The organism is Aliikangiella aequoris, from assembly GCF_053709105.1.
On record NZ_CM132298.1, the window covers coordinates 1 to 19,917 of the forward strand.

The 19,917-nt window shown below is 40.6% G+C and carries 20 protein-coding genes; 6 read left to right on the forward strand and 14 right to left on the reverse strand.

Annotation, left to right across the window (positions count from 1 at the left end; translation table 11 throughout):
* From dnaA to ACUR5C_RS00030, 6 genes are all read left to right on the forward strand, one after another.
* On the forward strand, positions 1-1,368 hold the full coding sequence (dnaA, locus tag ACUR5C_RS00005; protein WP_454466255.1) for a chromosomal replication initiator protein DnaA: 1,368 nt from the start codon (positions 1-3) through the stop codon (positions 1,366-1,368).
* A 30-nt stretch (positions 1,369-1,398) separates the two neighbouring features.
* Positions 1,399-2,505 carry a DNA polymerase III subunit beta gene (gene dnaN / locus ACUR5C_RS00010; RefSeq protein ID WP_454466256.1) on the forward strand — a complete coding sequence of 369 codons (1,107 nt, stop codon included), beginning with the start codon at positions 1,399-1,401 and terminating at the stop codon, positions 2,503-2,505.
* 26 nt (positions 2,506-2,531) lie between these two features.
* Positions 2,532-3,638, forward strand: coding sequence for a DNA replication/repair protein RecF (gene recF / locus ACUR5C_RS00015; RefSeq protein ID WP_454466257.1), 1,107 nt, complete (start codon positions 2,532-2,534; stop codon positions 3,636-3,638).
* Positions 3,639-3,667: 29 nt separating this feature from the next.
* The gene (gene gyrB, locus ACUR5C_RS00020) at positions 3,668-6,097 is read left to right on the forward strand and encodes a DNA topoisomerase (ATP-hydrolyzing) subunit B (RefSeq protein WP_454466258.1); all 2,430 of its coding nucleotides are present in this window, start codon (positions 3,668-3,670) and stop codon (positions 6,095-6,097) included.
* 101 nt (positions 6,098-6,198) lie between these two features.
* Complete coding sequence (locus ACUR5C_RS00025) at positions 6,199-6,891, forward strand: aspartate/glutamate racemase family protein (RefSeq protein ID WP_454466259.1); 693 nt, start codon at positions 6,199-6,201, stop codon at positions 6,889-6,891.
* Between the two features lie 72 nt (positions 6,892-6,963).
* Positions 6,964-7,278, forward strand: coding sequence for a c-type cytochrome (locus tag ACUR5C_RS00030; protein WP_454466260.1), 315 nt, complete (start codon positions 6,964-6,966; stop codon positions 7,276-7,278).
* A gap of 21 nt (positions 7,279-7,299) precedes the next feature.
* Here the strand turns inward: ACUR5C_RS00030 and gmhB are convergent, their stop codons facing one another.
* The 14 genes from gmhB to ACUR5C_RS00100 form a co-directional block, all read right to left on the reverse strand.
* Positions 7,300-7,872 carry a D-glycero-beta-D-manno-heptose 1,7-bisphosphate 7-phosphatase gene (gmhB, locus tag ACUR5C_RS00035; RefSeq protein ID WP_454466261.1) on the reverse strand — a complete coding sequence of 191 codons (573 nt, stop codon included), beginning with the start codon at positions 7,870-7,872 and terminating at the stop codon, positions 7,300-7,302.
* Positions 7,873-7,928: 56 nt separating this feature from the next.
* Entirely contained in the window at positions 7,929-9,995 is a 2,067-nt protein-coding gene (glyS, locus tag ACUR5C_RS00040; protein ID WP_454466262.1) for a glycine--tRNA ligase subunit beta, read from the reverse strand.
* A complete protein-coding gene (glyQ, locus tag ACUR5C_RS00045; protein WP_454466263.1) occupies positions 9,995-10,915 on the reverse strand; it encodes a glycine--tRNA ligase subunit alpha in 921 nt (306 codons plus the stop codon). The genes glyS and glyQ overlap by 1 nt, the downstream gene beginning before the upstream one ends.
* A gap of 150 nt (positions 10,916-11,065) precedes the next feature.
* Positions 11,066-11,530 carry a YchJ family protein gene (locus tag ACUR5C_RS00050; protein ID WP_454466264.1) on the reverse strand — a complete coding sequence of 155 codons (465 nt, stop codon included), beginning with the start codon at positions 11,528-11,530 and terminating at the stop codon, positions 11,066-11,068.
* 23 nt (positions 11,531-11,553) lie between these two features.
* Positions 11,554-11,994 (reverse strand): hypothetical protein, encoded by a 441-nt coding sequence (locus ACUR5C_RS00055; RefSeq protein WP_454466265.1) that lies wholly within the window; start codon positions 11,992-11,994, stop codon positions 11,554-11,556.
* Positions 11,984-12,790: a prepilin-type N-terminal cleavage/methylation domain-containing protein gene (locus tag ACUR5C_RS00060; RefSeq protein ID WP_454466266.1), complete on the reverse strand. Its 807-nt coding sequence runs from the start codon at positions 12,788-12,790 to the stop codon at positions 11,984-11,986. Before ACUR5C_RS00060 ends, ACUR5C_RS00055 begins: the two co-directional genes overlap by 11 nt.
* Complete coding sequence (locus ACUR5C_RS00065; protein ID WP_454466267.1) at positions 12,790-13,284, reverse strand: hypothetical protein; 495 nt, start codon at positions 13,282-13,284, stop codon at positions 12,790-12,792. The genes ACUR5C_RS00060 and ACUR5C_RS00065 overlap by 1 nt, the downstream gene beginning before the upstream one ends.
* 44 nt (positions 13,285-13,328) lie before the next feature.
* A complete protein-coding gene (locus ACUR5C_RS00070; protein ID WP_454466268.1) occupies positions 13,329-13,769 on the reverse strand; it encodes a pilus assembly FimT family protein in 441 nt (146 codons plus the stop codon).
* Between the two features lie 15 nt (positions 13,770-13,784).
* Positions 13,785-14,240 (reverse strand): pilus assembly FimT family protein, encoded by a 456-nt coding sequence (locus ACUR5C_RS00075; RefSeq protein WP_454466269.1) that lies wholly within the window; start codon positions 14,238-14,240, stop codon positions 13,785-13,787.
* Between the two features lie 90 nt (positions 14,241-14,330).
* Positions 14,331-14,855, reverse strand: coding sequence for a hypothetical protein (locus ACUR5C_RS00080; protein ID WP_454466270.1), 525 nt, complete (start codon positions 14,853-14,855; stop codon positions 14,331-14,333).
* A gap of 2 nt (positions 14,856-14,857) precedes the next feature.
* Positions 14,858-16,084 carry a type II secretion system F family protein gene (locus tag ACUR5C_RS00085; RefSeq protein WP_454466271.1) on the reverse strand — a complete coding sequence of 409 codons (1,227 nt, stop codon included), beginning with the start codon at positions 16,082-16,084 and terminating at the stop codon, positions 14,858-14,860.
* A 4-nt stretch (positions 16,085-16,088) separates the two neighbouring features.
* Positions 16,089-17,795, reverse strand: coding sequence for a GspE/PulE family protein (locus ACUR5C_RS00090; RefSeq protein WP_454466272.1), 1,707 nt, complete (start codon positions 17,793-17,795; stop codon positions 16,089-16,091).
* Positions 17,796-17,798: 3 nt separating this feature from the next.
* On the reverse strand, positions 17,799-19,004 hold the full coding sequence (locus tag ACUR5C_RS00095) for a tetratricopeptide repeat protein (RefSeq protein ID WP_454466273.1): 1,206 nt from the start codon (positions 19,002-19,004) through the stop codon (positions 17,799-17,801).
* Complete coding sequence (locus ACUR5C_RS00100; RefSeq protein ID WP_454466274.1) at positions 19,001-19,897, reverse strand: ExeA family protein; 897 nt, start codon at positions 19,895-19,897, stop codon at positions 19,001-19,003. Before ACUR5C_RS00100 ends, ACUR5C_RS00095 begins: the two co-directional genes overlap by 4 nt.
* Between the last annotated feature and the right edge of the window lie 20 nt (positions 19,898-19,917).

Here is a 19,917-nt window from a genome sequence, read left to right on the forward strand (position 1 = left end):
ATGTGGAATAAGTGTCAAAGATATCTCCAGGACGAGCTCCCTCCTACTGAATTCAGTACTTGGATACGTCCATTAAAAGCGAGTATAGAAAATGAACAGTTGTTCCTAAAAGCACCTAACCGATTTGTTTTAGATTGGGTAAGAGAAAAATACTTACCACGGATTAGAGAGATTTTAGCTAGTGAAGGAGAAGATAAACTCCAAATACAACTCGACATAGTCACAGCTAACCCTTCTTTTGACTCACAACAAAAACCTACCGTCAAAAAAGTTGTTAGTAGTAAACCAAATCAAAATACAAACAGCGGTTTAAATACAAGCAATCAACAAGTAAACGCAATTGAGCGTAAAAGTAACTTAAATACTAACTTTACTTTCGATAGCTTTGTTCAAGGTAAAAGTAACCAATTAGCGATGGCTGCGGCTAAGCAAGTCGCTCAAAACCCTGGCACTGCCTATAATCCATTATTTATTTACGGTGGGGTCGGTCTAGGTAAAACTCATCTCATGCAAGCCGTGGGTAATCAAATTCTAGCCAATAAACCCAATGGTAAAGTCGTATATTTACATTCTGAACGTTTTGTTGCCGATATGGTTAAAGCACTCCAAACCAATACCATAGAAAAATTTAAAAAATATTATCGAAGCGTCGATGCGCTATTTATCGACGACATTCAGTTTTTTGCCAATAAAGAACGCTCGCAAGAAGAGTTTTTTCACACTTTTAATGCTTTACTTGAAGGAAATCAACAAGTTATATTAACTTGTGATAGATATCCAAGAGAAATTGATGGAGTTGAAGAGCGCTTAAAATCTCGCTTCGGTTGGGGATTAACAGTCTCAATTGATCCGCCAGAATTAGAAACACGGGTAGCGATATTAATTTCAAAAGCTGAAGAGTCTAAAATAGAATTACCACACGAAGTTGCTTTTTTTATTGCCAAACGGATCCGTTCAAACGTTAGAGAGCTAGAAGGTGCCCTTAAAAGGGTTATAGCCAATGCTCAGTTCACAGGCAAAGAGATTACGGTAGAGTTTGTTAAAGATGCGTTAAGAGACCTTATAGCGGCTCAAGATAAACAAGTCAGCATAGAAAATATTCAAAAAACCGTGGCTGAATATTATAAAATCAAAGTGTCAGATCTTTTATCTAAGCGTCGAAACCGTTCAATTGCGAGACCACGCCAACTCGCTATGTCATTAGCTAAAGAGTTAACTAACCACAGTCTGCCTGAAATTGGCGAAGCATTTGGTGGAAAAGATCATACGACTGTTCTACATGCGTGTCGTAAAGTAAAGTCACTTAAAGATGAATCACAAGATATTAACGAAGACTACACTAACCTAATGAGAACCTTATCTAGTTAATTTAGGCCCGTGGAAGGAGAGCTTTGAGCAATGAAACTAACTATCAGTAAAGAAGCACTAGTAACGCCTTTACAACTTGTATCTGGGGCGGTCGAAAAACGACAAACATTACCTGTTTTAGCAAACCTATTGCTTAAAGTAGAAAATGCTCAATTAGTGATAACAGCAACTGATTTAGAAATAGAAATGACCGCTAAAATCGCTTTAGAAGGTGAGTATTTAGAAGGTGATATTACGGTCCCTGCGCGCAAACTATTAGATATTTGTAAGAGTCTCTCTGACGAAAACCCGATTACTATTTATTTAGACGAGAATAGATTGCGACTGAGCTCTGGGCGAAGTAAGTTTTCACTTTCTACAATTTCTGCACAAGAGTTTCCTAATATTGAAGAAGCTATTTTTAATCACAAACTCCAACTTGACTCGTTAGATTTAAAAGCCTTGTTTGACAAAACACAATTTGCCATGGCGTTGCAAGATGTTCGCTACTATCTTAATGGCATGTTGTTAGAAATTAATAATACTAAGCTCTTGTCTGTTGCGACTGATGGACATCGTTTAGCGTTGGGCTCAATGGAGCTAGCCGAAAGTATTTCGGAAGATTTAGTTCAAGCTATTGTACCTAGAAAGGGAATAATAGAAGCTGGAAAGTTACTGAGTACTTTGCAGCAAAACTGTACGTTAGAGTTAAGTAACAATCATATTAGAATCACTATTGGTGATTATTTGTTTACATCTAAGTTAATCGATGGACGTTTCCCTGATTACGATAAAGTATTACCTAAGAATGCCCAACGCTTACTTGTAGCAGATAAACATCGATTGCGTGATGCATTCCAAAGAGCCTCTATTTTGTGTAATGAAAAATTTCGCGGAGTAAGGCTAAGCATAGAAAACAACAAGCTTGCGATACACGCTAATAATCCAGAGCAAGAAGAAGCCGAAATAGAGTTAGATGTTGACTATACCAGTGAAGCGCTAGAAATAGGCTTTAATGTGGGATATTTAATGGACGCTTTGAACGCAATAAAGTCTGATAACGTACGCTTTAATTTGGGCGATGCTAACAGTAGTGTGTTGATAGAAAACGCTGAAAATACAGAAAGTTTATATGTAGTTATGCCCATGAGGCTTTAGTAATTTACATCGGAATCATTTAACTCGTGCATTTAACTCATTTGAAGTTACAGGGTTGCCGTAACCTTGTGACCACCGAAATGCGAATGCACCCCAAATTAAATATTATTTTTGGGTTAAATGGCGCGGGTAAGTCGAGTGTTTTGGAAGCAGTTTCTATACTAACTTCCGGAAGAAGCTTTAGAACAAGTAAATTAGATTTAGTAGTATCAGCTCAAGACGAACAGTTTATCGTGTTCGGCAAAGGTAATAACAACACAAAGATAGGATTAAGTTACGCTAAGACTACTAAGCAGAAAAGCTTAAAAATTAATGGCGACAAGGTTACTACATTATCGCTGTTATCAAAGTTGTATCCTACTCAAGTGTTAAGTCCAGAGTCTTATCACTTAATCGACTCTGGCCCAAATGAGCGTAGAAAATATTTAGATTGGTGTTTGTTCCACGTGGAACATAGTTATCATGATATTTGGAAAGGCTACCAATCAGTAATAAAACAGCGTAATGCTTTATTAAGAAGCAAGAACCTTCAATGGGTAAGTGAGCAAATATCAGTTTGGGATAGCAAGTTAATAGAGTATGAAAACAAATTAACGGCAGCTAGAGAGCAGGTACTGGTTAAGCTTGAGTCGCAATTAGAGACTATCGTTGTAGAATTAGGGGTTACTTTTTTTAATAACTTTAAACTCAGTTATTACCCTGGATACACAGGAAGCTTTGCTGAGAAGTTAAAAGATAGCTTTAAACAAGATTTTGATAGCGGCTTTACTCGCATTGGCCCGCATAAAGCTGATATACGTATTAAGATAGATAATTACCTAGCTAAAGATTATTTGTCTCGTGGGCAAAAGAAGGTCGCTATCAATGCGCTGTTTTTAGCTCAAACACTTTTACTAAAACAAGCGACTCAAAAAGATAGCTTGTTTATTATTGATGATTTTACCTCTGAACTTGATGACAACAATCAACACGAGCTTTTAGAGATGTTATTAGCACAGGAGAATGTGCAAATACTTCTTTCATGTTTGCAAGTTGATTCGCTCAAATGGTTAAAAAAAAGGTATAATACGGCTAATGTGTTTCACGTGGAACATGGTGAGATTAACCAAATTGATTCTACTGAACCCGATTAATTAACATAAGATAAAAGGTAGCATACTGAATGTCTGATAATAATAACGAATATAATTCCTCTAGTATTAAAGTTCTTAAAGGACTTGATGCAGTACGTAAAAGACCAGGAATGTATATTGGTGATACCGATGATGGAACAGGTTTACATCATATGGTATTTGAAGTTGTTGATAATTCAATTGATGAAGCGTTAGCTGGCCATTGTAATGATATAAATGTTGTTATACATACCGATAACTCTGTCTCTGTCTCTGATGATGGTAGAGGTATTCCGGTTGGAATTCACCCAGAAGAGGGGGTTAGTGCAGCTCAGGTAATTATGACGGTATTGCATGCTGGCGGTAAGTTTGACGATAACTCTTATAAAGTGTCTGGTGGCTTGCATGGAGTAGGTATTTCGGTTGTTAACGCATTATCTGATGAGCTAACCCTGACGATTCGAAGAGAAGGCAAAGTTCATGAGCAAAGCTACCGTTTAGGTGAGCCTGTAGCGCCTTTAGCTGTAACTGGAGATACCAAACGAACAGGAACAGAACTTCGCTTTCACCCAAGCCCAACTATATTCACCGACATTAACTACCACTACGATATTTTAGCCAAACGTTTAAGAGAGCTTTCATTTTTAAACTCTGGTGTCAGTATAAAACTAAAAGATGAAAGAACAGGCAAAGAAGATCACTTTATGTATGAAGGTGGAATTCAAGCTTTTGTTAGTTATTTAAACCAAGCTAAAGCCCCAATTAACGAAAAAATGTTCCATTTCAGCTCAGAAAGAGTAGAAGACGGTATTACAGTTGAAGTTGCTATGCAGTGGAATGATAGCTTCCAAGAGAATATTTATTGCTTTACTAATAACATTCCGCAAAGAGACGGTGGAACTCACCTAGCTGGTTTTAGAGGTGCTTTAACTCGTACGCTAAACACTTATATAGAAAAAGAAATAGCCAATAATAAGAATAAAGTTTCTACCACTGGAGATGACGCGAGAGAAGGCTTAACCGCGGTAGTTTCTGTTAAAGTACCCGATCCAAAGTTTTCATCGCAAACAAAAGACAAGCTTGTATCTTCAGAAGTTAAAACTGCTGTAGAGCAGGCGATGAGCCAAAGCTTAAATGAATTCTTATTAGAAAATCCGCAAGAAGCAAAAATTATTGTAACCAAAATGATGGATGCCGCAAGAGCGCGAGAAGCAGCTCGTAAAGCGCGCGACATGACTAGGCGTAAAGGTGCTTTAGATATTGCTGGATTGCCAGGTAAGCTAGCTGATTGCCAAGAAAAAGACCCAGCATTCTCCGAACTCTATATAGTGGAGGGTGATTCTGCGGGAGGCTCTGCAAAACAAGGTAGAAACCGTAAGAATCAAGCGATCTTGCCGTTAAAAGGTAAAATATTAAATGTTGAAAAAGCGCGTTTCGATAAAATGCTCTCTTCACAAGAAGTGGGTACCTTAATTACCGCGCTAGGGTGTGGCATCGGTAGAGATGAGTTTGATCCTGATAAAACACGCTACCATCGAATCATAATAATGACCGATGCTGACGTGGATGGCGCGCATATTAGAACTTTATTATTAACTTTCTTTTATCGCCAAATGTTACCCTTAGTAGAGCGTGGTTATATTTATATTGCGCAACCACCGCTATATAAAATTAAAAAAGGTAAGCAAGAAACCTACTTAAAAGATGACCCAGCCTTAGTTGAGTATTTAACCTCTATGGCGCTTGATGAAGCAGAGCTGCATGTTAACGCTGATGCTCCTGCTATGTCGGGTAGTTCGTTAGAAAAGCTTGTCACTGAGTACCGTATGGTAGAAGGGCATATTACTCGCTTATCTCAATTATATGACTCCAAGGTAATGAACAAGCTGATATACCTGCCACTGATCAACGTGGACGACCTAAAAGATAGGTCTATTGTTGAAAGCTGGACCGAAGGGTTACGGGCTAAGCTATTAAACGAAACTCGAGCTGGCGCAACACGCTATGATGTTGAAGTGGTAACCGATGAAGAAACCGGTCGCTATTTACCTCAAATTATAGTGACTCACCATAGCTTAAGTCGAAGTTATATTCTTGATAAAAACTTCTTTTCATCTGGTGAATACCGCAAAATGGTGGAGTTAGGCTCAAAACTGAATGAATTGCTAGAAGTAGGTGCTTACGTACAGCGCGGAGCAAGAAAACAAGATGTTGAAACTTTTGAAGAAGCTTTAACTTGGTTAATGCAGCAATCGAAGCGAGGATTGGCTATACAGCGTTATAAAGGTTTGGGCGAAATGAATCCAGACCAACTTTGGGAGACCACTATGGACCCAGAAGTGCGCCGTATGCTGCAAGTAACAATTGAAGATGCCGTAGCTGCAGATCAACTGTTTACCACGCTTATGGGAGACCAGGTTGAGCCACGGCGTGAATTTATCGAGTCAAATGCATTGGCTGTTGCAAACTTAGATGTTTAAATAACGGCGATGGTTTGATATCGGCTTAGTAGCTAAATTTAAATGGCAGTTTTTACTGCCATTTTTTTTACCTTAATGTGGGAAATATTACAGGAAAGCCAGTGAAAACAATTGGTATTATTGGTGGAATGAGTTGGGAGTCGACCAGTTTATACTATCAGCGTATAAACCAAGCTGTTAATTTAGCTTTAGGTGGTTTATCTTCTGCGAAAATATTACTAAATAGCGTTAACTTTGCGGAAATTGAGGCTTATCAATCGCAAGGAGAGTGGCTAAAAGCAGAAAAACTCTTAATCCAGGCAGCTACAAGCTTACAACAAGGTGGTGCTGATTTTATCATCATAGCTACAAACACTATGCATAAAGTTGCACCCGCCATAGAGGCAAGTATTCGCATCCCTTTACTTCATATAGCCGCTGCGACCGGAGAGGCATTAAAGCGCGATAATATAACGAGAGTCGGTTTGTTAGGCACACGGTTTACCATGCAGGAAGACTTTTACAAAGGCTATATTCAGCATAAATATGCTATCGACGTCATGGTTCCGGACAAAAAAGCACAAAGCATGGTTAATAAAGTTATTTACACTGAGCTTTGCCATGGAAATATAGTTCCATCTTCGAAACAAGCGTATTTAGATGTTCTCTATCAGCTTTTTAATCAAGGTGCGCAGGCTGTGATACTGGGTTGTACTGAAATTGGTTTGCTTATAGAGCAAGCAGACACGCCAATAAAACTTTATGATACTACCGCCATTCATGCTGAGGCTGCAGTTGCTTTTGCTTTACAATAATTGTACAAAACTAAGGCATTAAGGCTTATTTTTTTGTAAAATGCGCGCAAGTTTTAGCTTTGAGAAATATTTATGTTTGCGGTGAAACCTTTTATAACTACTTTTTTTGGTGCGTTAATTTTTTCTTTTTCTGTAAACGCTGCAGATATTGCTGCCGGAAAGAAAAGAGCTGCTGTATGCGCAGGCTGTCACGGCTTAGATGGAATTAGTATTGTGCCAACCTTTCCTAACCTGGCAGGCCAAAAAGCCGCTTATACTGTTAAGCAGCTTAAAGCGTTTAAAAATAAACAAAGAATGGATGCGTCTATGATTTCCCAAGCTCGAGCTTTGTCAGATGAAGATATCGAAAATCTGGCCGCATATTATGAAAGTTTAGGAAGTAAGTAAGCGCTTACAATAGTTTTTTTATTAGGCTTCCTTTTCGGCAATTAAAAAGTCGACAAAGCGAGCAAGATTTTTGAAGCGAGGGATATCCTCAAGAAGCTTTGGGTTTTGCAGCGTTTTGCTGCCTTTACCGGTTAACACAAGCGCTGGCCGGCAACCCGCATTAATAGCGCACTCAATATCTGAAATAGAGTCACCAACGAACCAGGTGTGTTCCGGTTTGGCATTAAATTGAGCTAATAGGTTAAGTGCCATTCCTGGCGAAGGCTTTCTATTAGGCCCGGCACTTTGAGGGTGATCTGGACAATATTCTAAGGCATCTATATGCCCACCGACCTTAGCTAACTCATGTGACATTTTCTTGTGCATTAAAGCTAAGGTTGCTGTATCAAAATAACCTCTACCAATCCCTGATTGATTGGTTGCTACAGCAACTTTATAGCCTAAGCTATTAAGTTTTGCGATTGCACGTAAGCTAGATTGAATAGGAATCCACTCATCAACGCTTTTTATATAGTCATCAGAATCTAAGTTGATTACGCCGTCGCGATCTAAAATAATTAACGGATAGACTTGAGTAGTATTATTTAAAGTCATTACTTAATCTGCATTAGAACTTATAAAAAATAAAGGGCCTTATTGGCCCTCTATGATTATTTTTGTAAAAGAGAAATATCAGCAATATCTAAAAATAACGCTCTTAGCTGACTAATTAGCGCGAGTCTATTATTTTTTATTGTTGGATCATCTGCATTAATCATGACATTGTCGAAAAACTGATTTACTACATCTTTCAATCCTGCCAATTGAGTTAAGGCTTGTTGATAATTACCGCTGGCGACATCTTGGTTTACTGTCCCCTTAACCTGGTTGATAGTCGAGTATAGAGCTTTCTCTTCAGCTTCAAACAATGACTCATCAACTTGGTCACTAACCTTTGAGTCAGATTTTTGCAAAATATTTTTCACTCGTTTATTGGCTTCTGCCAAATCAGCACTTTCAGCTGTTTGGTTAAAGGCATTAACGGCTTTAATACGATTAGCAAAATCTGTTGGTTGGGTAATGTTAAGCGCCTGCACGGCAGCGATTACTTGGGTAGGTATTGCTGCTGCTTGGTACATCGCCAACTCTCGAGCTGCAAAAAACTCTAGAAGTAAGGCTTTTGTTTTAGGATCTTGATCAGCGTGACTCATGCATGCGAGTGAAGCATCGATTAATTCTGCTAGATCTAAATCGAGATTCTTTTCAGTAATTAGTCTTAATACGCCAAGTGAAGCTCGGCGCAAGGCGAAAGGATCTTTTGCACCGGTGGGAATTTGGCCGATACTAAAGATACCTACGAGTGTATCAATTCGCTCGGCTAGCGCTAAAACTAAGCCTGTTTTTGTTTGAGGTAGCTCATCACCCGCAAAGCGTGGCATATAAATTTCATTCATTGCCTCTGCAACTTCTGCAGGCTCGCCGTCATTGAGCGCGTAATACTTGCCCATTATGCCCTGTAAGTCTGGAAACTCGTAAACCATGTCGGTCATTAAGTCGCACTTACATAAATCGGCAGCTCGACTAACTAATGCTTGGTCCGCCGCAAGTTTATTCGCAATAGTATTAGCTAAAGACTTTATGCGCTGAGTTTTATCAAACAAACTACCAAGCTTATTTTGAAAAACGATAGATTTTAGCTTTTCACTATAGCTAGCTAATTGACGTTTTTTATCTGTGTCGAAGAAAAATTTAGCGTCAGCTAAGCGCGGTCGAATAACTTTTTCATTGCCGGTGATTACCGATTCTGGGTTGTTACTTTCTATATTAGTTATTGCGATAAACTTTGGTAGTAGTTCATTCTTTTGATCAACTAAGTGAAAGTATTTTTGATGTTCAGCCATAGAAGAAATTAAAGCTTCAGCGGGTACACTTAAGAACTCTTGATCAAAATTACCTACTAACGCCACCGGCCATTCAACCAGTGCTGCAACTTCATCTAGCAAGTCTTTATCAATTACCGCAGTTGCGTTGACACTCGCTGCTGCTGTTTCTACTTGCTGTTTAATTTGTTGTTTACGCATTTCACAATCAACCACAACTTTGGCGCTAAGAAGTTGCTCGATATATTGTGAAGGGCTACTTAAACTGATCGCTTGCGGCGCGTGAAAGCGGTGACCATAGGTGACATTGCTTGCGCTAAGCTCAAACAGTTCTACAGGCAGTGTTTGTTCTCCCAAAATGGCAACTAACCAATGTACCGGTCGGCTAAATTGGACATTTGAATCCCCCCAACGCATTGCTTTAGGTATAGGCAGTTGAGAGACTGCTTTTTGTAAAATGTCCTGAATGAGTTCTGCTAACGGGAGTCCTTTTTCATCCGCTATAAAGGCTAACCTTTCACCTTTGTCGGTCTGCTTTTTAGATAACGCCTCAACAGTTACACCGTTAGATTTGGCAAATCCTAGCGCGGCCGGTTTAGGCTGACCTGCCTGATCAAACGCTGCGGCTACAGCCGGACCCAGTTTTTCAACCTGTTTGTCTGCTTGGGCAACATCGAGTTGCGAAAAAATTACTGCTAAGCGTCGAGGCGTAGCTAACCATTGACTTGATTCAAAATGTAACTCGAGGCTTTGAAAGCTTTTTTGAATATTGTCATGTAACGCTGCCGCTAATTTATTTAGTGCTTTTGGCGGAAGTTCTTCACAGCCTATTTCAAACAGAAAGTCTTGTTTATTCATTATTTTTGCTCCTGTTTACCAATAGGGAAGCCTAGCGCTTCTCTTGAGTCATAGTAAGCTTGCGCAACTGCACGAGAAAGCGCTCTTACTCTTAATATGAACCTTTGTCTTTCTGTCACTGAAATCGCGTGGCGCGCGTCAAGTAAGTTAAAAGCATGGGAAGCTTTTAATACCATTTCATAAGCGGGTAGCGGTAAGCCTTTTTCAATTAGGCTTTGACTCTCAGACTCACAATAATCAAAGTGTTTAAATAAATAGTCGACATTCGCCTGTTCAAAATTATAAGTAGACTGCTCAACTTCATTTTGGTGGAACACATCTCTATAAGTCACCTTGCCTTGCGGGCCTTCGGTCCAGATTAAGTCGTAAATACTATCAACGCCTTGTAAGTACATGGCTATTCTTTCTAAACCATAAGTGATCTCGCCGGTTACCGGCTTACATTCGATTCCACCCACTTGTTGAAAATAGGTAAATTGTGTCACTTCCATTCCGTTTAGCCAAACTTCCCAACCGAGACCCCAGGCACCTAAAGTAGGCGACTCCCAGTTATCTTCAACAAACCGAATGTCGTGCTCTAGCGGGTCAATCCCTAATTCTTTTAATGAGTCGAGATAAAGCGCCTGAATATTTTTAGGCGACGGCTTTAACACAACCTGATATTGATAGTAATGCTGAAGCCGGTTGGGGTTTTCACCATAACGACCATCGGTAGGGCGACGGCAGGGTTGAACGTAGGCAGAGTTCCATGGCTCTGGTCCAATTGAACGTAAAAAAGTCGAAGGGTGAAATGTACCTGCGCCGACTTCTAAATCGAGCGGTTGAACAATAACGCAGCCTTGTTTAGACCAATAGTCTTGCAGCGTCATAATCAAACTTTGGAAAGTTTGCGGCGCGCCTTTAATAGCATTATTTGACAAGCTTATTCTCCACGGAGCAGGGTAAAAACGCGAATTATAGCAATCCTGTTGCTTCGATCCTATGTTTAAAGCGAGGAAATAGTGGTTAAATAGCCTATTTGCAATCTAACTCTTAGGGTAGGTAAATTTAGGTTAAAGATAGACTGGTGTTCAACCAGTGCGACCATGGCATTGCTTAAATTTTTTAGTGCTTCCACAAATGCAAGCTTCATTGCGACCAATTTTTATAGGTGGTAATGCTTCGCCGTCTAGGTAGTACCAGTGTTGCTCTCGTTTTTTAAAGCGAGACTTTTCATGGAGTTGTTGAACACCACCTTGTTCAAAATAAAAAGCGACAAACTCTACATAGGCAATATTCGGATCTGCTTTAACATGTTCAGTGTTGACAACTTTTAAGCCTAACCAGTGAGTAGTATCGATAGTGCGTTGAATTTGTTGTTGGCTTAAAGGGTTAACTGGCCAATGTGTTTGCACTAAATATTGAGCATTATTGTGCCTAAACGCACTAAACCGAGAACGCATTAAAGCTTCTGCATTGGGGGCGAGTTGCTTGCCTTGAAGTAGTGGTTGGCAGCAGTGGCTAAAGTCGGTTTGCGAACCGCAGTAACACAACATATTAATTCTCTGTTAAACCTAATCTAAAGATCTTTTAGACGAACCTCTATGGTTCGAGTGGCTTGTAACGGCTGTCCAATATTGCACTGCCCAGCACTGATTACTTGATAATAGTTTTCGCTGTTTACACTAATCACATTGCAGCTTGTGGTAGCTCGGCAGCCATTTAACCCGGCAACAGTAAAGTTATAAACCTGTGCGCCACAGCTAGCTGCTGCGCCATTGACGGGAAAAATTCGTAATGCTTGGAGCTGTGCGCCACTTTCAGCTGCAAAAAAGGCTCGGGTAGAAATGACTTGCTGCGCATTGGCCAGGTTTGCTGATGCATTCATTTGGATTAGACCGGCTGCGAGTAAACTGATGATAATAATTGCAAATAATAAAAAAGCCATACTAATGCCAGACTGCTTGTTTAGCTTGGCCGGGTTGAACGCTTGTAGACAGGTATCGTTTTTAAGGGACATTTCGTATATGAACCTCATGAAAAACTTCAAACGACTCTTGGTTTGCGGTTAAGTTTCTATTGCGGTTTTGTAACTTAAAGTTCATCTGCAATAAGCTAGCTCTCGACAATGAACCGGGCTGGTAATTAAAGACTGTGCCATTGGCGCTTATGTTGTGAGCTATTAACTCACTATTTGCGCCACTGGGTGGGGTAGGCTGTGTTGCTGCGATGGCATAATTATCATAGCGCGTAACTTCTCCATTATTGTCATTTAAACAAAATGAAATTGGTGTCGACAGAAGGTAAAAACGGTTTTGCGGCGAACGCCGGCTAAAGTCAGTGGGTGATGCGAGGTTAATTTGTACTCGACTGCCTAAGTCGTTAATTGATGACACGCTCGCTATTGTGCCGGTAACGTTATAAATACTGCTGGTGTCTACTGGCATAATGGCGACTAAGAGGCCTGCGCTGTAGTTTATATCAAATTCAACCGCTTCAAAATTAGATATGGCCCCGTTAGCCGGCAAGTTTAAATAATTTGAGGCATTAACGATATCCATAAACTCAACACAATGAATATTGCCACTAACATTGGTTCTAACGCTTTGCGGTAGTGCTTCCCTTACTTCTCGGGCAAGCCGTTCGCTCAACCATTTGGCTGTTTGGCTGTTGTAAATGCGATCTTTTCCATCGATATATCCATACACAGACTCAGACGATAGTTTTGCTAACGAAATGGCTAATATGCCAGAAAGCGCGATAACAATAACAAGCTCAACCAGGCTAAACCCGACGTTTTTGTTAGCGTTGTGCATTAGAAATTACTCCGGTAATCGCTAAACACAAAGCTTTGTCCGGTGGGAGTGGTAATGCTAATTTCTATCTTCTTTAAATCTTGAGCGGCTAACCCAAAATCACCGCCTGCGTAGCTAACATTAACACTGGTTTGGTAGTTGTTAAATCCACTACGAGGGTTATTAAGCGCATCTCTTGGCGGTGAGTCTGATAGACCGTTGTAATCATCTATATCGTCAAATTGATCTCGAGTTTCACCGTCACTGCCCAAAGTAGCACTGCAGCTTGGTTGGCCGGGTGAATTACATCTTTGCCCATTGCCTGCGGGCGAATTTTCATCAAAGCGGCGTAGCGAAATTTCTTCTAAATAAGCTTGCGCTAATTGGGCAGCTTTTATTTGCATAACGGGAGTAACAGAGCGCGCTTGGCTTTGGCTAAATACGGTATAAAAAAGCACCATAACCAAAGTCGTTAGGGTTATAGTGATAATAAGTTCAATTAACGAATATCCCATTTTATTCTTAAACGAGAATTGAAGGGAGTTATTGAGTCGGTAATTTAGCATCGGTGAACAAAGCCACTTGCTTCAACGCATACAAGCTGCGCTGTGTCGGTTTGCACGGTAATAGTGGTAGCACTAGTTCGGCCTAATTGATCAAACACTAGACTGACTGTTGGCGATAATGAAACCTGAGAGTCTAAAGTAATGGGATAGTTAAAAGATCCAACATTGAGTGAGCTACCGTCTACTTGTATATCTATTTGGTTTGGCTGTATTTCTAAGCTAAAACTACGACTAGAGTCATTCATACTCAGCTGTTGCGCTAAACTAGCTGCAATTAAGAGCTGCTCACTAGCGGTATCACGTCGATATCTTTCAGAAGAGTCAGGTTGGGTAAAAATGTAACTTGAAAGGATGGTTAACACGACTATAACAATAATCAGTTCTAGTAATGTAAAAGCCGCCTGAAAAGACGGCGGCTTTAATTGGGTGTTCAAGGCCTAACTAATATTTTAGCAGTTAGCCGCTGTAGCGTTATTAGCTATCGCTGGTGTGCTACCGGCTGCGTGAGTATAAGTCACTGTGCAAGCTGTAATTGCAGAAATGGTATAGGTTGCAACACTTCCAGAATAAGCAACAGCTACATCGCTACCACCAAGGTCAACCATAGTGCCAATTCCAGCAGCAGTAGGAGCTGGGTAGCCTTCAATAATAGCAACGTTTCCGCCCGATGTAGTAATTGTGCCAGTAGCTGCGCCTTCAGACCCGTCGATAAGCGCTTTAGAATAAGCTAGAGTTGCAGCACTACGTAAAGAGCCTTCAATACCACCACCAACTGATGCACGTGCATCTGACTGTAAGTTGATAAACTGGGGTACAGCGATCGCAGACATAATACCTAAAATAACGATGACTACGATTAACTCAATTAAAGTAAAACCTTGAGCTTTGGTTGATAAATTTTTCACGTTAGGACTCTCCGCGTTAATTGCAATACAAAAGTTGTTTAAATGTTAATGTGTTTATTGTAGATGAAAATAAGAAATTATCCATAAAAATTAGTCATTTATCTCTTTTAATGTGACTTTTCCACTTAAAGCATGGTAAAAAAACTGCTTATTTTTGATTAATCCATGACCAAATTGACATATTCCGTCAGTGTCAAGCTCTGTCCAGTAACCTTGAATTGATTCTGACAAAGACACTTTAGGCTGTAAAGGCCCCAAAACTGACTTCCAGATAGCCTGACAATCTTCGCGGTCAAACGGTACTTCTTGTTGAACCTGGCCTTTTTCTAAGGCAACGGGAAAGCCCGCTTGGTTAAAATGTAAGCTTTGAAACGGCTGGTGCATTTCTTGTCGCTTTAGCGCACGCGCTTGCAACACAATATTTTGAAAATGAGCCAGCATAATGCCGTTTTTAAATGCTACGTAGTTTAGTTCAAAAGCCTGCTCTACTAGTTCTTCGCTTTTATTTGGTGATTTGCCAAATACCCAATAGACGGCGCCAATACTTAGTAAGGCTAATAAAATTAAATACAACCGATTACTTTTATAACTGGTTGCAGTGAGTACGCTGGACATTGCTAACGGTTCACCGAGGTTAGTTCCCACATAGGCAAGTAAACAGCCAGCATTAAAATTAATACGATAATGCCAATAAAGACAATTAAAACAGGCTCAATATAATCAGCGAGTTTTTTAAGATCGTAATCGACTTGCTCTTCATAAAAGTTAGCGACTTGTTCAAGCATTTCATCGAGTTGACCTGTTTCTTCGCCCACCGATATCATTTGTAAAACAAGCGGTGAGAAGAGCCCGGTGCGGTTAGCAACCAAACGAATAGATTCACCTCGTTCCACGCCATCTCGCATGGCATGAATATGCTTTGCCACCCAGTCGTTAGACACAACGTCGGCAACAATATTTAATGCATTAATTAGTGGCACGCCAGAGCGGATCATCATTGAAAAAGTGCGCGAAAATCGAGCTAATAATGACCGGTAAATGATGTCACCAAATATTGGGATTTTGAGCTTTTTTTCATCCCACCAAAATTTTCCGGACTCACTCGATATATAACGGTAAAATCCAAAAATACCAGCAAAAATCGCTAAAAAGGTGACATGCCAGTAATCAACAAAGTAATTACTTGTCGCAATCAGTATGCGTGTGGGTAGTGGCAGTTGCGCGGCGCCAAATGCTTCAAACATTTTGACAAATTGTGGCATGACAAAGAGGTTAATAACTACCACAGCACCAAGAATTGCGAGTATCACAAACATAGGGTAGCGGGTCGCACTTTTGATTTGTTGTTTGGTGCGCTGCTCTAACTCAAGGTAGCTTGCTATTTGTCTAAACGCTTCTTCTAAGCGGCCAGAGTTTTCGCCAACATGAATTAAGCTAATATAAATGGGAGTAAAAATATGAGGGTGGCGAGAAAATGATGTAGCTAAATTAACCCCTGCATTTAGATCGGTGTTAATCGACTCTAGCGCCTCGCGTAAAACTGGTGAATTGGTACTTTCTAATAAACCCGCAATTGCTCTAGAGAGTGGAATGCCCGCCTTGGTCAAACTATACATTTGCCGGCTAAACATGACTAAGTCTTGGGTTTTTACGGTTTTCGCTTTAAATATTTTGCCAACGTCTAAGTCTAAAACGCTTTGACTATCAATGGCCTCGGTAATGGAAATAGGCGACACGCCTCGTGCTAGCAATCGATCGGCCACTGCGCTTGCATTTACCGCGTCAATACTGCCGGTAACCGTTTCACCGCTGGTGTTTTTTCCTAAGTACTCAAAGTTGGCCAAGGGGTTACTCCAGCTCTTCGATTGATTCGCAAACCCGCAGCACTTCTTCAACGCTAGTCACACCTTCTAAAGCGAGATTAATAGCTGACTCGCTTAAAGGGGTAAAAAATTCTGATTTCTTAGCGAGACTGCTAAAAGTCGCATAGTCTTTTATTCTTACCGCTTCAAGCATGGCAAAGTCTGGCAGGAGTATTTCAAATATAGCCGCACGGCCTTTATAACCGGTATTATGGCATTGGGTACAACCTTTACCGTGTTGCCATTGGGTTTCATGATTAATTTTACTGTCTTGTTTACTTAGCCAAGTTAGTTCTTGTTCGTTCGGATGATAAGTTTCGCGGCAAAAAGAACAAATTCGACGGACAAGTCGTTGCGCAATTACCCCACGTAAACCGGAAGCCAATAAATAGGGCTCTGCACCCATATCCGCTAATCGAATAGCCGCAGATAAAGTATCGTTTGTATGCAGTGTAGATAAAACTAAATGACCGGTAACCGCTGCTCTTAATCCAATTTCTGCGGTTTCTTGATCGCGCATTTCACCAACTAGAATAATATCTGGATCTTGACGCAAAACGGTTCTTAAAACCTTGGCAAAATCTAAACCAATTTTGGCGTTTACTTGAACTTGGTTTACCCTGGAAAGCTTGTATTCCACCGGATCTTCAATGGTGATGATTTTTTTCTCGGGCGCATTTAACTCGCTGAGTGCAGAGTAGAGGGTCGTGGTTTTACCGCTACCTGTTGGACCTGTTACTAAAATTAAACCATGCGGAAAGGCGAGCAGTTTGCGAATCTCTCTTAATATTTTAGGTTCAATACCGGTTTGGTCGAGCTTTAGTAAGCCTGAACTTTGATCGAGCAAACGCATAACAACCGATTCGCCATGTTGAATGGGCATAGTAGAAAGCCGAATATCCACATCGTGGCCTCGAGCTCTGATTCTAAAGCGGCCATCTTGTGGAATGCGCTTTTCTGAAATATCTAAGCCACACATTAGTTTTAGTCTCAGCACTAAGGCCGGTACAATTCGAGTTTCTTTAATAACTTGCTCTTGGAGCTGTCCGTCGACACGCATTCTCACTCTAAGCACTGTGGCGTCGGGCTCTATATGAATATCGGAAGCTTTCATTTGAATCGCTTGATCAAAAAGACCTTGCAACAGTTTGGCCACAGGCGCTTCTTCGTTAGACACATTGTCATTTAAGCCAGGTAAATCAAAACTATCGTCGCTAAGCTCAACTTCAAGTTCTTCGGCTAAGGTTGAAATTTCATTTCCGTCACGATACAAGGTATCTATATTGGCAAGTATTTCTGATTCTATTGCAACGCAGAGTTTGACCGATTTAGGCAATTTTTCTTGAAGTTGGTCAAACTTATCAAGATCGGTTGGATCGGCCATGACCACTAAAAAGTGATCGTCTTTCTCATCAATGACTAAGGCTCTAAAGCGCCGTGCATTCATTTCTGAAAGCTTTTTAGTGGCTTCGGTATTTATTTTAAAGCGAACTAAGTCTATAAATTCAATTTGTAATTGTTCTGCTAGTAAGACTAAAAGTTGCTTTTCATCAACGTAACCCAAGCTTACAAGTAACTTGCCTAGTCGTTGCCGATTAGTTTTTTGTTCTGCTAAAGCATCCTGAAGCTGTTTTTCAGTGATGGCATTTTTTTCTATTAGCAGGTCACCTAAGCGAACTTTTTTAAGTAACATGGATTAACCTTGGTAGCTGTTTAATTTATTGAGTGCAAACTGACGCTGCGGTGCAGAGAGTCGTCTATCTGTGAGTGCATTTTTAAAGCTGCGTTGTGCTTCTGCAAGTTTCCCGATTGCTTCAAGCGAAATACCCACCGCTAGCAGTATATCACCTCGACTCGCATCTTGGTTTAACAAAGTAGCGTAGTCTTGAATAGCTAACTGGTGCTTACCAAGTTGCTGTCTGGCTAAGGCTCTGGTTTGTAATAGCTGTAAATAACGCGGATCATTTGGGGTTAGCTCTTCTAAAACTTTTTCTGCTTGTTGAAAGCGCTGTTTTTCAAAATAGAAGCGAGCCAATAGCTGTTGGTAAGCCGAGTCTTTTGGGAACAAACTGACGGCTTGGTTTAGTTTTTGCTCAACAAGACAAGCGCTCATTTCCCAGCAGAGGTTAATAAGCGCTAGCCTAGCTGGATGAAAATCGGGGTTTTGTTGCGATAGTAAATTTAAAGCGTTATAAGTTTGCGCTTGGTTGTTTTGGGTGGCGTTTAATTGGATACGATGTAACGCTTTGTGCAGGCTGGTTGCTTTAGAGGTCGTCTTTACGGGTTGTGTTCGCTCGGAATTGTTGGTTTTAACTTGAGGCTGCGAAGTTGCTGCCTTTGCCACAGTATTCGTTTGGCCTGAATTATCTACCGTTGGTTTGTTCGAGTTTACAGGCTGTGCTATTTGACTTGGCTGATCAACGGGCTTAACTTTTAATGAGTTTTGGTTCTTATTAGTCTCTGCTGGCAACTCGGGTGCCTCTTGATTAGCGTTAGCTAAAGACGTGTTAGGTTGAACTTGGTTAACCAAACTAGGTTGAGTCTTGGTTTGCGTGATAGGTTGTGTGGTTGGTTGCACTTGCCGTTCTAACCGGGGGGCTGAATTAGGTTCTGGTTCTGGTTCAGGTTCAGGTTCTGACTCTGATACAGATGCTAATTGTTTTTGAGGCGCTATTAAAACGGCTGTTTGCCCACCCTCTACTACCAAGTCATTGGTTGAGTTAACCGGCTTTAACAGGAGTTGGTAGGTTAAAAATATCGCTACCGCTAAACTAATACCAATGAGCAGTCCTTTAATCGCTTGGTGGCTTTGTGTGTTAGAGTCTGCCGTTAAAAACTCTAATTGTGAAGTTGTTGACGGCTGGTTTTGTAAATCCCGTAAAACTTTATTCACTACGCTCATACCAACCCCCAAATAGCCATGGCTGATCCACTAATAAGCAGTGCGCATAAAGCGCTGGTAATAACTAGGTGATCTTGAATGGGCGTGGCTACCGCTTCGGTATCTTTGGCAGCCTTTAATATATTACTACAGCTTATCACTTGCTGGTTTTTTGCAAAGCCTAACATGAGCGCTTTATGACATAAAATATTCACTATCCGCGGTATGCCTTTAGCGTAGTAGGCCAGTAAGCGGGTTGCAAGCCAGCTAATTTTGGTCGGTTTATCACTCGCTAAACTAAGCCGTTTGTGAACATATTGCGCCACTTGACTGGCTGATAATGGCTTTAGGTGATAACTAAAAACAATCCGTTGCTTAATTTGGCGCATTTGCGGTTGTTTAAGTCGTGTGTCTAGTTCTGGCTGGGCGAAAAGTACAATTTGAATGAGTTTATGCTGCTCTGTTTCTAAGTTGGTAAATAGTCTTAAGGTTTCTAAACTTTCTTGATCGAGCTGTTGTGCTTCATCAATAATTAGTACAACAGGCCCACTTTTTTTGTTTAAGTTTAGTAATCTAGTTTGAATACGCTGAGTTAGTTGATCCTCTCGACATGTATCAGTTATGCGTATGCCAAGCTCTTTCGCTAAAGCAAACTTTAGCTCTCTGCCAGAAAGCTTGGGGTAGGGAATATAGGCAACTTTACGCTTTTGCTCTAGTTGATTGATAAGCAAGCGACACAGCAGAGTTTTGCCTGTACCTACTTCACCAACTACTTTAATCAGCGCTTCGCCACTATTTAAAGCAAAGGTTAATACATTTATCGCTTCAACATGATTAACAAGAGGACAAAAAAACTCTGTATCTGGGGTGAGCCCAAATGGAAGTTTTTTCATGGCAAAGCGATACAAATACATAACGATTAAATATTTGTCCT